Annotated in this window: 9 protein-coding genes; 2 read left to right on the top strand and 7 right to left on the bottom strand. The window is 63.2% G+C overall.

All coding sequences use genetic code 11. From position 1 onward, the window contains the following. The first annotated feature begins 40 nt into the window (after positions 1–40). On the top strand, positions 41–1477 hold the full coding sequence (locus tag EY713_RS06555; protein WP_131114102.1) for a DEAD/DEAH box helicase family protein: 1437 nt from the start codon (positions 41–43) through the stop codon (positions 1475–1477). A gap of 37 nt (positions 1478–1514) precedes the next feature. Here the strand turns inward: EY713_RS06555 and EY713_RS06550 are convergent, their stop codons facing one another. Both EY713_RS06550 and EY713_RS06545 read right to left on the bottom strand, forming a co-directional pair. Then, positions 1515–2150, bottom strand: a complete 636-nt coding sequence (locus EY713_RS06550; protein WP_131114101.1) for an alpha/beta hydrolase — start codon at positions 2148–2150, stop codon at positions 1515–1517. Between the two features lie 11 nt (positions 2151–2161). After that, positions 2162–3091, bottom strand: a complete 930-nt coding sequence (locus EY713_RS06545) for a ring-cleaving dioxygenase (protein ID WP_131119361.1) — start codon at positions 3089–3091, stop codon at positions 2162–2164. A 100-nt stretch (positions 3092–3191) separates the two neighbouring features. Here EY713_RS06545 and EY713_RS06540 point away from each other — a divergent pair, with 100 nt between their 5' ends. After that, the gene (locus EY713_RS06540) at positions 3192–4073 is read left to right on the top strand and encodes a LysR family transcriptional regulator (protein ID WP_131114100.1); all 882 of its coding nucleotides are present in this window, start codon (positions 3192–3194) and stop codon (positions 4071–4073) included. Between the two features lie 12 nt (positions 4074–4085). Here the strand turns inward: EY713_RS06540 and EY713_RS06535 are convergent, their stop codons facing one another. From EY713_RS06535 to rfbA, 5 genes are all read right to left on the bottom strand, one after another. After that, on the bottom strand, positions 4086–6134 hold the full coding sequence (locus EY713_RS06535; protein ID WP_131114099.1) for a tetratricopeptide repeat protein: 2049 nt from the start codon (positions 6132–6134) through the stop codon (positions 4086–4088). Beyond that, complete coding sequence (locus EY713_RS06530; RefSeq protein WP_131114098.1) at positions 6135–7487, bottom strand: HlyD family type I secretion periplasmic adaptor subunit; 1353 nt, start codon at positions 7485–7487, stop codon at positions 6135–6137. Beyond that, positions 7474–9711, bottom strand: a complete 2238-nt coding sequence (locus tag EY713_RS06525; RefSeq protein WP_131114097.1) for a peptidase domain-containing ABC transporter — start codon at positions 9709–9711, stop codon at positions 7474–7476. Before EY713_RS06525 ends, EY713_RS06530 begins: the two co-directional genes overlap by 14 nt. A 275-nt stretch (positions 9712–9986) precedes the next feature. Further along, positions 9987–11627, bottom strand: a complete 1641-nt coding sequence (locus tag EY713_RS06520; protein ID WP_131114096.1) for a beta strand repeat-containing protein — start codon at positions 11625–11627, stop codon at positions 9987–9989. Positions 11628–12016: 389 nt separating this feature from the next. Next, positions 12017–12925 carry a glucose-1-phosphate thymidylyltransferase RfbA gene (gene rfbA, locus EY713_RS06515; protein WP_131114095.1) on the bottom strand — a complete coding sequence of 303 codons (909 nt, stop codon included), beginning with the start codon at positions 12923–12925 and terminating at the stop codon, positions 12017–12019. Position 12926 lies beyond the last annotated feature (1 nt).

Genomic DNA, 12926 nt, shown 5'->3' with positions numbered 1-12926 from the left:
AGTCGCCATTTGAGCATGGATCATCGAGACATTCGACCGCATGGACGACACGGCTCGATCTTCGTCCACCCTCCTTGTTCCCCGCCCGCATCAGATCGAGGCGCGGGACCGTATCCTGGCGGCCCGCGCGGCCGGAAGCCCTGGTTTTCTGCTCGGTGATCTGACCGGCCTCGGCAAGACATTATCGGTCTGGGCCGCTATCGCGGCCATGCCCGAAGCCGACATCCTCATCGTTTGCCCCAAAGGCGGCCTCCCGCAATGGCGCCGAACCATCGCGCGGTCCGGCCTCGCCGCAAAGCAGGTCACGCTGACCAATTACGAGCGGAGCAAGGCATTGCTTGCGGCGCCCCCAGCCAGCACGCGCCGCTCCGTGCGGGCCAAGAATAACGAGATTGCGCGCCATGGAAGGCCGAAGCGAACCTGGCCGATCGTCGTCTTCGACGAGAGCCACCGGCTTCGCAATCCCTATGCGCAGCAAACCATGGCGTGCCGGCAGATCGCCGAGGCGGCTCGCTTCACCATCTACATGAGCGCGACGGCCGGCCAGTCGCCGCATGAACTCGGCTATCTCGGCAAGCTGCTCGGCCACGCGGCCCATTGCCCGACCGAGACGCTGGCCGATTTTCGGATGCTGATGAAGGGGCTCGGGATCGGCCGCGCCAAGGGCCGCTGGACCAATTGGAGCTGGGAGCCGAACGCGCGCGATCGCGGCGTCATGGCGGATCTGCTCTACAAGGGCGATCGCGCCATCGGGCTGCGGCGGCGTCCAGACGATATCGCGGGCTGGCCCGAAGTGCAGCGCGAGCTTGCGCCAACGGCTCTCGATCGCGAGGCGCGGCGGCTCTACGAGGCAACGTGGCGCGAGTTCCGACGTGAATTCGGCCTGCTGGGCGGCAGCACGCGCAAGCCGGCGGGCTGGGCGGCCGACCTCCGCTTCCGGCAGAAAGCCAGCCTGCTGCGCGTCGCCGGCACCGCCGATTTTGTGGAGGAACTGTTGCTCGATGGGCAACAGGTCGCTGTCTCGGTCGCCTATCTCGAAACCAGCGCGATCCTATCCGACACGCTATCGGCCAAAGGGCGGCGCGTCGCGATCATCAACGGGACACAAAGCGGCGACGCGAACGAAGCGGCGCGCGTCGCCTTCCAGACCGGCGAGGCCGATGTGGTGGTGTTCACCGTCACCGAATCGATCTCGCTGCATCGAAACGAGATGGCAGGCGGATCAAAACTGCGCTCGCTGGTGATCCACGATATGCGCCACAGCGCGATCCAGTTGCAGCAGGTCGAGGGCCGCTGTCACCGCGATGGTCAGCGTGCCCTAATCTACTACGCCTTTGCGGAGGAGACGGTGGAGGAACGGATCGCAGCCACCGCTATCGGCCGCATGGCCGCGATGGACGGCATGGCCGGCGACGATACGGCCATGGTCGAGGCGATCCTCAGCGTCATCGCCGCAGAGGTCGAAGCCGCCGCGTAATGGCCGAGCGAGCCGCGATGACCCATCGCGCCGCCGGTCAGGCGATCCGATCAGTCAAGGCAAGCCAAGCCTTGGCGATCGACATGTCGTCAGGGGTCAGATTGTGGCCGGCCTGGAGCCGCCGATGTTCGACCGCGGCACCCCCCGCCATCAACCGCGAGGCGAGCCATTCGGCGCTCCCGGCCGGAACGATCGGGTCGTTCGAACCCGACAGCATGAGAACCGACCGCCCCGCCAGCAGCGGCAAACCGGCCTCGCCCGACGCCGTGTCATCCAGCACCGCCATGGGCCGCAGCAGGATGGCGCCGGCCAGAACGTCGGGCCGCAACATCATGATGACGGCCGCGACATTGGCGCCGTTCGAGAATCCCACCGCGATCGGTGCCGCAAGATCATAGGTGCGTCGCGCCTCGGCGATGAAATCCGCGAGCCCCAGCGCGCGTTGGCGCACCTCGTCGGGGTCGAACACGCCCTCGCCGCTGCGGCTGAAGAAGCGCGGCATCCCACGCTCGAGCACCTGACCCCGGGGCGACAGCAACGCCGCGCCGGGCGATAGCGCCTCCCCGAGCGGCACGAGATCATTCTCGTCGCCGCCGGTGCCGTGCAGCAGCAGCAAAGGCGTTCGGCCCGGCACGCTGGCCGGGACGACGCGATGATGGAACGCAAGGGTCATCGACGCAGCTTTCAGGTGAGGGCGGGCAGGACTGCCTCGATACGGCTTCGGCTGGCTTCGAGGAAAGCCGGAAGTTTCAGCGCCTCGCCCAGCCGATCCTGCGGTTCGTCGACCGCAAAACCGGGCTGATCGGTCGCGATCTCGAAAATCGTGCCGCCGGGTTCGCGGAAATAGACGGAGCGGAAATATTGCCGATCCTTCTGCTCCGTGGTGGGCAGACCGTGATGCTCGACGAGTTTCCGCGCCATCTCGGCCTGCGCTGCATCATCGGCCGCCCGAAACGCCACATGATGGACCGAACCGGCGCCCTGACGTCCACGTGACATGCCGGGCACGGCCTTGAGATCGATCACGCCGCCTTGAGTTGCACCCGGCGCGAGGAAACGCGTCACCGCGCCCTCCGTGCCGCTGGCCTCGAAGCCGAGGACGTCGGTCAACACGGCGGCCGTCGGCGCGACATCGGCAACCAGAAGCGTGACCCCGTGAAAGCCACGGATCGCATGGTCGGCCGGGATATCGCCCTCAGTCCAGCCGGGCTCGCCCTCAGCGCCCGTAACACCGACGAGCGCGAGACGCATGCCGTCGGGATCGACGAAGCGCAGCACCGGCTCACCGAACCGATGTTCGATCGGTTGCACCGCGACGCCGCTCTTGGCGAATCGATCCGTCCAATAAGTGAGCGAGGCAACCGGAACCCGAAACGCGGTTTCACCGGTCTCGCCGGACCCGATCTTGCCTGTCGCGGCATGCTCCCACGGGAAGAACGTGAGAATGCTGCCGGGCGTCCCGCCCGCGTCCCCATAATAGAGATGGTACGTGCCTGGGTCGTCGAAATTGACGGTCTTTTTGACGAGGCGTTGGCCAAGCAGCCCGACATGGAACTTGAGGTTGCGGGGGGCCGGGCCCGAAATAGCCGTCACGTGATGGATGCCGTGTTGCATGATCGTCTCCTGCCAATCATTGGCGTTGAACGAAAGATAGGCGGCATGACCCATCTTCGAAATCGCGATAAACTTGTCGTGATCCAGCAAGAGTATCGATATGCCAAGTGTCGGTTTCCCTACCTTCGAGCAGCTTCAGGTGCTCACGACCATCGCCGAAACCGGCAGCTTTTCGGCGGCGGCCCGGCGGCTGAACCGCGCCCAATCGGTCATCAGCTACGCGGTTGGGCAGCTCGAGGAGCAGATCGGCGTGCTGCTGTTCGACCGCTCCGGCCGGGTGCCGCGCCTGACGGAAGCGGGTCGAGCGGTATTGGCCGACGCCCGGCGCGCCACGGCCACGATCGAGACGCTGCGGGGCCGGGCCGCGAGCCTGCAGAAGGGGCTCGAGGCGGAGCTCCGCGTCGGGATCGACGTCATGTTTCCAATGGATCGGTTGGTCGCGGCGCTCGATGCCTTCGCGACCCAATTTCCGATGGTCAGCCTGCGGCTCAGCATGGAGGCGCTCGGCGGCGTCGCGCGATTGGTGGCAGATGAGGCCTGCGACTTCGGAATCAGCACCGAACTCGACGCCATGCCGGCGGCGATCCGGCAACGGCCGATCGGCACGGTCCGGCTCGTTCCGGTTGCAGCCCCAACCCATCCGCTGGCCCTTGCGACGGCCGATCGCGATGCCGTGCGCGATGCGACCCAAATCGTGCTCGCCGACCGCTCGGCCTTGACCGAGGGACAGGATATTGCAGTTCTGTCGCTCAAGACATGGCGGATCGGCGACCTCGGGGCCAAACATGCGCTGCTGCTGGCCGGTCTCGGATGGGGCAACATGCCAGAGGCGATGGTCGTGGCCGATCTTAAGGCCGGGCGGCTCGTCCGCCTCACCTTGAGTGAGGCGCGTTCGCATGATTATCCGCTCGGCGTGATCCACCGAGCCGACCGGCTGCTCGGCCCAGCCGCGACCTGGTTGGCCGACAGGCTCACGGTTTAGGTTCGGCCATCGTCAGGTGTCGCCCCGTCGCGCTGAGGCAACGGTCGCGGGGCGTTCCGCCATCGCATCGAGCTGAGCCAGCCGTTGGGCCGCAGCCGCATTGCCGTTGGCGGCCGCGAGCTCATAGAGACGCCGCGCCTCTGCCATATCGACCGGTGTCCCCTCGCCATTGCGATAAAGGTCGGCGAGGCAGAGCTGCGCTTCAGCGACGCCATGCTGACTGCTCCGCTGCAGCCAACCGATCGCCTCCGCCTCGTTGCGCGGCGCGCCCTGCCCTTTGAGCAGCATGATCGCGAGATTGAACTGCGCGAATTTATGTCCCCGGCGTGCCGCCTGTTCGTACCACAGGACCGCGGCCGCGAAATCCTCCGCCACGCCCTGGCTGGTGCAATACATCACAGCAAGCTGAAACTGAGCCGAGACATGTCCGGCCTCGGCGGCCTGCTGAAACCACAGCGCGGCTTTCTGCTCGTTCTTGTCGACGCCATGGCCGTTGAGCCGGATTTGCCCCAGCACGAATTTTGCGTCGATGTCGCCGGCTTCCGCCGCCGATGTAAACAGCGCGATCGCCTCTTTCCGCTCCTCGCTTCCATCCGACGCCATGTTGATCCGCCCAAGCTGAACCATGGCAGGCGCATGCCCGGCGTCGGCGGCTTCCCGCAGCAAGGCCTTCGATCGTTCGGGATCGAGCGAAGCGCCCTCGCCGCTGATGTGCAGCATCGCCAACGCGGTCTTGGCTTCCGCGTCACCCGCCACCGCCGCCTTGCCGAAGAGCGAGGAGGCCTTGGCCGGATTGCGGTCCACCCCTTCGCCATGCAGATACATTTTGCCGAGTTGCACCTGCGCCTGGGTCATCCCCTGATCGGCCGCCTTGGCGTACCAGGCGATCGCCTCGCCGAGATTTTGTTCCGTCCCCTCGCCCCTGACCAGAAAGGTCGCGACGTTGAATTGCGCCGTGACATGTCCCTGTTCGGCCGCCCTTGTGAACCATTTGACCGCCTCGGGCATCACCTGCGGAACGCCTTCGCCGCGCGCGTGAAGACGACCGAGCGTGAACTGCGCCTGCGCGTCACCCGCCTCGGCGGCGCGTCGATACCAATGCGCCGCCTCCTGCAGATTGGGTTCGACGCCATCGCCCCGGCTATAGAACTCCCCCAGGCTCAGCATCGCGGGCAGATAGCCCTTCTTGCCGGCTTGACGAAACAGCGACTCGGCTTTTGTGCTGCTCTGGACGACGCCGTCACCTGACAAATGCAGCAAGCCGAGTTGATGCGCGGCGCGCACGTCGCCCATCTCGGCGGATCGGATCAAGAGATCGATCGCCTCCAGCTTGTCCTGCGGGATGCCCTCGCCCTGCAACAGCATGATGCCGAGCGCCACCATCGCGGTCTGGTCCTCCTTCGCGGCAGCCTTGCGATAATAATCGGCCGCCATGGCGCGATCGATCGGCACGCCGTGTCCACGGTGATGGATCATCCCGAGGCCAAGCTCACCGCGGACGTGACCCTGCGCGGCAGCCGCCTCGAACCACTCGCGGGCCGCCGCATGGTCGACCGAGCAGCCGACGCCCTGGAACAGCATGAACCCGAGATTGGCCTGCGCGTCCGCCTTGCCGTTCTTGGCTGCGGCCTCCATCCAGCGGAACGCCTCGCGCGGGTCGGCGTCGTGAACCACGCCGGTCGGAAACAGGACGGACCGGTTCTGTGACGCGGCGGTGGCATGAAGCTCGCTCGATGCCGTGTACCAAGCCAACGCGACTTCGGTCGATTGAGGCGCGGCATTGAGCAAGGCCAGGCCGAGCTCATATTGCGCATCGGCGTAGCCGGCGGCCGCCGCCTTGCCGTACCAGACAAGCGCATCCGGCCCGTGACGCATCACGCCATGGCCGCGCGCATACATTTGTCCGACCCGAAAGCAGGCCTCTGGATTGCCGGTGCGGGCCTCCGTCATCCAGCCCGCGAAAGCGACGGCATAATCGCCCCGATCATAGGCCGCTCGATGCGGGTCGGCGTCGACCCGGCGGCTGAGAAAGCGCGGCATGAAGGAGAGAGGCAGCGCCACTCAGGGCTCCCGCATCGCTTCGCCCATGGTGCGGAAGAAGCCGCCGAGGACATATTCGAGAACCGATCGCTTACCGACGCTGATGTCGGCCTTCAGCGTCATGCCCGGGATCAACCGAAACGTCTGGGGAACGCTGCTGAAATTCATCGAGTCGATGCGAACGCGCGCCTTGTAATAGGGCGGATCGGCCGGTTTCCCGTCGTCGTCCAGCGTGAAGGCATTTTCACTCACCCACATGAGCGTGCCTTTGGCGCTGCCATGCTCGCTATAGTTAAAAGCGTCGATCTTGAGGACGCAGTGATCACCCGCCCGGATATAGCCGACGTCTTTCGACGAGATCTGCACCTCGGCTTCGACCGGCGCGGCGGCGTTCATCAACGTCATGACGGGATCGCCCTCCTTCAGGACCGACCCGACCGACAACCGCGAGAGCGTCAAGACGACCGACGGTTCCTTGGCGACAAGGCGCACGAGATCCTGGTGTTTGGTCGCCTTCTGCAACTGCGCGTTGGACGAGTCGAGCGAGTTCTGGGCCGTCACGATTTCCTGGCTCAAGGTTCCCGACCGCTGCTGCACGAAAGCATCTCGATCGGCCTTCAGCGAGGACAGTTGATGTTGCGCCTCGATCAAGCTGTTCTGGCCGAATTCGCGCGTGCGCTTCATCTCGAGGCTGGCGTCATTGGCCTGCAAGAGATTCAGCAGACTGCTCGACCCGCTTTTGTACAGCGTATCGCGCATCGTCTCGACCTGCTTGGCGATTTTCTCGCGTTCCTGGTAGTGCAGTTCGTCGCCCTGGAGCTTGGTGATGGTGGCCCCGGTGGTCTTCATCTTTTCGTCGAAGCTTCGCATCTGCGCGGCGAAATCCGCCTCGTGCTGATCGAGCAATCCCTTCTGCAGCGCGTAATAGGGGATCTCGTCCTTGCTCAGCGTCGCCGGCATGACCATCGGCGTGTGATTCATTTCAGCCTTGGCGCGTGCGATCTGCGCGTCGAGGCTGGCGACCTGCTGTTTCAACTGCCCGACATCGGCGGTCGTGAAAGTCGGGTCGAGGGTCGCAAGCAACTGCCCCGCCTCGACCTGCTGGCCTTCTTTAACATCGATGGTTTTGATCAGAGACGTATCGAGCGCCTGATAAGTCGTCACCGACTCGGTCGAAACGATCTTGCCATGCTCGCTGCCGATGACCCGGTCGAGCGACAGAAACGGCGTCGCACCCAGCAGACAGACGAACAATCCCGCCAGGGCGAAGACCGCCCAGCGGGCGCCTGTCGGCTCAGCTGCCTCACGGATCGAATCCGTTTCGGATTGCCATTGACGGACGGTTTGAAGAGCTCTGGCGTTACTGCGCGACACCGGGACCTCGATAAGCCAATGTGGGACGAGCGGGCGCCCGGGGGGGTGTGGAATGGTTCTGCTGGTTCCAGAGGCTCGCGTAGATGTCGCAACGATCGAGCAATTCCTCGTGTTTGCCGATGTCGTGCACCGACCCGCGATCGAGCACCAGGATAGCGTCGGCGCGAACCAGCGAGGCCAAGCGGTGCGAGATGATGATCATGGTGCGGCCGGCGGCGATCCGCTCGATGTTGGCGTTGACGATCGCCTCGCTTTCGGCGTCGAGCGCACTGGTGGCTTCATCGAGGATCAAAACGCGCGGATTGGTGATGAGCGCGCGCGCGATGGCGATGCGCTGGCGCTGCCCCCCCGACAGGTTGGGGGAGCCTTCGTAGATATGCGTGTCATAGCCCTGAGGCAGCTTGTCGATGAACTCTTCGGCCCCGCCGAGCCGGGCCGCCACGACGACCTCGTCGAAGGTCGCGTCGGGCTTGCCGATCATGATGTTGTCGCGGATTGACCCGGTGAACAGGAAATTCTCTTGCAGCACGACACCGAGACTGCCGCGGAGATGGTCGACGTCATATTCACGGACATCGATCCCATCGAGTTTGATCAGCCCGGAATAATCGGAATGAAGGCGTTGCAGGAGCCGCGTGATCGTCGTCTTGCCGGAGCCGCTGCGACCCATGACGCCAAGCGTCGTGCCTTGCGCGATCTCGAAGGTCACGTCGTTCAGCGCCGGCGAGGTCGATCCCTTGTAGGAGAAACGGACTTTCGCAAATTCGAGATGGCCATGCAGCGTGTTCTTGACCCCGTGCCCGGTGCGACCTTCCTCAGGCGCCTGATTGACGAGGTTGCCAACGATCTGGACCGCCGCGCGCGCCTCGTCGAGCTGGTTGATCAATTGGCCCGCCTGCACGAGCGGCGCGGCAACCCGCTGGCTGAGCAGCAGGAACGCGAAAAGCGCGCCCGTATAGACAGGATCGTTGGTCTCGATCGCCAGATACACGCCGAGCGCGTAGGTGCCGCTCACCAGCAGCTTTTCGAGCGGTGCCACCACGGTTTGAATGAGGTTTGAGGTCGCCCCCTCGGCCAAGCGCGCCCGGGCGCCGCGCGCCACCAGCACATCCCACATCTTGCGCTGCCGGTTGTCGAGCGCGAGCGATTTGACGGTCCGGATCCCCTGCAAGGTTTGGATCATGAACGAATGGCGCGCGCTTTCGGCTTCGATCACGACGGCGCTGCGGGCCCGGAGCGTCGGAACCATCAGTCCGATCGACGTGAAAATCAGCACGCAGAAGGTTGCGACCACGATCGTCAGAACCGGACTATAGAAGGCCATCACCGGGAGAAAGACGAACAAGACGAACATATCGAGCACGGTGCCGAACATCTGTCCGACCAGGAAATTCCGGATCTTGCCGATCTCGTTCATGTCATGCGCGATGCTTCCGACCTGCGTGCGCTCGAAATAGTCGACCGGGAGGCTCAGCACCTTGTCGAACATGTAGGTCGACAACTGCGTGTCGATCCGCGTCGTCAGATGGAGAATCAACGACCGCCGGATCGCCGCGAAGATGATGTCGAAGGCAATCAGAATACCCATGAGCGTGCAGATCACCACGAAGGTATTCATACTGTGATGATATAAAACGCGATCGATCATCTCGCGCCAGAACACGATCGGGGCGAGCGCCAGAATACTCATGGCAACCGCGCAGATCGCGACGTCGCGTACCGTCCGGCGCTCGCGGAAGACGAGATTGACGATCATCCCGATATCGAACGGCTTGGCCTTATCCTCGATCTCGTGATCGCGTTTGAAGAGGATGACCTCTCCGCCCCACATCTCATCCAACTGGCTGCGGTCGACCACCATGTCGATCGGGGTCGCGGACATCGGATCCCGCAACTTGACCCAGGCCCGACCAGCCTCGTCTCCGACCTCCGATAGAACCATCGAGCCGCCCCCCCGCAGGCGCAGGACGACCGGAAGTGCGTTTCCGAGTTGCATCAGTCCGGATAACCTTAGGGTCAGCGCAGTGGCCTTGAGGCCGACGTCTTGCGCGCACGTGACCAGTTCGGGCGTCGACACCTCGCTGCCGGACAGCATGTGGTCGCGAATCATTTGCTTGAGCGAAAGCGTCAGCCCGAAATGAGCCGCGATCAGGATCAGCGAACGAAGGCCGCTGTGGGTCGAATCCTCTTGGACCACGAGGGCATTCGGGATCTGGTCTGTCATGAATGAGGTTCCACAACGGGGCTGTGCGTGCCTCGAGATCTCGTGACGACAGCGGCTCGACTGCTCCGGTCGGCGATCCGCGTTGACTTGATCTTAACCGTGCTATTTTCGCCTTTAAAGCCGTATTGCGTCCTGAAGGTGGCGAGGCGGGACTTGCCACCTTGAAGGCTCGTGACAGACGCCAGCGTCCATCAACGAAGAAGCTCCCCCGGGATACCCGGAGAGCTTTGTGATTAATGACCCATACGAGCCACGGCCGTGTGATTCGACAGAGATCAGGTGAACTTGATGTGGGTCGTGTCGATACCGCTGACCTGGATCGTCTGGCTCGTGGTGCCCGAGTTGAGATACAGGGTCGAGTAGCTGCCGTGGTCGGTGACGGTGGACTGGCTTGCCGTATAGCCCTTGATATCGAGCGTCGTGGTGGAGCCGTTGCCGTTCGCCGACACAACCGAGTTGTTCGACGCGCCGACGATGAGCGTGTCGACTCCGGTCCCGCCCGACAAGGTGTCGTTGCCGCCGCCCGAAATAAGCGTGTTGTTGCCCGAGAGCGCGAAGATATCGTCGTTCCCCGTTCCGCCCGAGAGCGTATCGCTCGCAGTGCTGCTGAAACCACCCTCGAGCGTGCTGCCACCGCTACCAGCCTGAAGAAGCGAATGGCTCGCAGTGGCCGCGCCCTTCAGGAAATCGTTGCCCGTTCCACCCGTCAGCGTATTGGCGCCGCTGCCGGCGTAGAGGAAGTTGTTGCCGGCCGACACGCTCAGGCTGTCGCTGCCGCTGCCGCCGTACAAGGTATCGCTCGACCCTGTCGTCGATCCGCCCGTCAAAACGTTATTGCCGGCATGCACATAAAGAAGGTCGCTACCGGTCCCGCCGTTCAACGTGTCATGCGAGGTTGACGAGAAGCCGCCATTCATCGTGCTTCCGCCGCTTCCAGCGTTCAGCAGGCTCTGGCCGCCACCGAACATCATGTCATGACCCGCACCACCAGTCAGGGTGCTGGTGCCCGAGCCAGCCACCAGAAGGTTGTTGCCGGCGCTCACCGTCAAGCTGTCGCTGCCGCTGCCGCCGTAAAGCGAGTCGCTTGAGCCGTTGGACGACCCGCCGATCAGAACGTTGTTGCCCGAGTGAACGAAAATATCGTCGCTGCCCGCGCCGCCAACCAGCGTGTCGTGTGCGGCCGCCGCGAAGCCACCGTTCAGCATGCTGTTGCCACTGCCGGCGATCATCAAAGCATGGCTAGCTCCGTCGAAACCGGTCAGCGTATCGTTGCCCGAACCGCCCTGAAGTGTGCTGGCACCCGATCCTGCATAGAGCTTGTTGTCGCCAGCCGTGACCGTGAGCGAGTCGCTCCCGCTACCGCCGTAAAGGGTGTCGTGCGCGCTGGAGTTGGACCCGCCGATCAGGGTGTTGTTGCCCTGCTGAACAGAAATGTCGTTCGTTCCGGTCGCGCCGTAGCTCGAACCCAACGACCCACTGCCGCCGATCAGCGTGTCGGCCGCCGTCGCCGAAAGGCCACCAAACAGGACGTTGTTGCCGTTTCCACCATAAATAACCGACTTGCCACCACCGACCAGAACGTCGTCTCCGGCGCCGCCGATCACAGTGTCGCTGGCCGTGCCATAGATCTGCAACGACGCCGCAACATCGCTGATTGCGATCACGGCCGGTGATGCAGTTTGCAGGACCACGCCGCCTTGCGCTTGCCCGTTAATATCCACGAAATTGACGCCGGCCGTTTCGGTGAGCTTACCGCTCGCATCGAAGGTCGGCGCGCTATCCCCAGCCAGCGGCTTCGCGATGGTCGGATAGAGATTTGCGCTCTTGAGAGCACGTTCAACAGCAGCCTGAACCGACGGAGAAACGGTTGCCTGCAGTTCGGCGCTTAACTGCGCCTGAGTGAAGTAGGTTGCCATTGCTGATTTCCCTCGAGAAGCGCCGCGGAAATGTTTCAATGCAGCATAGGCTTGTTAAACGACCGACTGCCTCTACGTCAATCGATAACATGACGTAACGGCAATCTTTTTCGCACCTGCGGTAGATCAGCCGATTGAGAGTTAAGTCGACGTTTATTCTGAAGACAGGACTAGAACGAAAGATCTTTCATCTCACGCGTCCCAACGAACACTATTCGATCACAGTTTTGCTTATGGAACGCGCAATTGCCTGAAACAGCGGCCGGATTCCGCGTGAAGATTGCGATCGCCGCGTTCGTGAGCGGCATGAAGCGCGATCCTGAGCCTCCGCTTATGCCGCCGAACAGCACATCTCGCGCGTCCCGCATTGCAGCATCAGCCGCCCAGATTCAATCCGGGAGGTTGGCATCCGGAAGCGGTTTCGCGGCGGCATCTTCGGCCAGGATGCCAAGTAGGTATTTACCATAGGTGCTCTTGATCAAGGCCTCGCCCAAACGCTGCAGTTGAGCGGCGTCGATCCATCCTTGCACGAAGGCGATTTCTTCCGGACAGGCAATGCGGAAGCCTTGGCGACGCTCGAAGACGCGCACGAACTCGGCCGCTTCGAGCAGGCTATCGGGCGTGCCCGTGTCCAGCCAGGCGAAGCCGCGCCCCATCCGCTCGACCCGCAGATCACCGCGATCGAGATAGATCTGGTTGACGTCGGTGATCTCATATTCGCCGCGCGGCGACGGTTTGAGGCTTCGGGCGATCTCGACCACTTCGGCGTCGTAAAAATAAAGTCCTGTCACGGCCCAGTTCGACTTCGGTTTGGTCGGCTTCTCCTCGATCGAGGTGGCGCGGCCTTCCGTGTCGAAATCAACGACCCCGTATCGCTCGGGATCGGTCACGTGATAAGCGAAAACGGTTGCGCCATTCTCCCGCGCGAGCGCCGGCTTCATCAACTGCGGCAAACCATGCCCGTAGAAGACGTTGTCGCCCAGAATCAGGGTCGAGGGCTCACCGCCGATGAAATCCGCCCCGATCACGAAGGCCTGGGCGAGACCGTTCGGCTGCGCCTGCTCCTCATAGACAAGCCGCAGGCCCCATTGCGATCCATCGCCGAGCATCCGCTTGAAATGGGGCAGATCATGCGGCGTCGAGATCAAGAGAATATCGCGGATGCCCGCCAACATCAGGGTCGACAGCGGATAATAGATCATCGGCTTGTCGTAGATCGGCAATAGTTGCTTCGACATGATGTTCGTCATCGGATGCAGCCGCGTTCCGCTGCCTCCGGCTAGGATGATACCACGCATG

This window comes from Lichenihabitans psoromatis (assembly GCF_004323635.1).
GTDB lineage: Bacteria > Pseudomonadota > Alphaproteobacteria > Rhizobiales > Beijerinckiaceae > Lichenihabitans > Lichenihabitans psoromatis.
The sequence above is the reverse complement of the archived record's forward strand: the minus strand, read 5'-3'. Positions and strand labels throughout refer to the sequence as shown.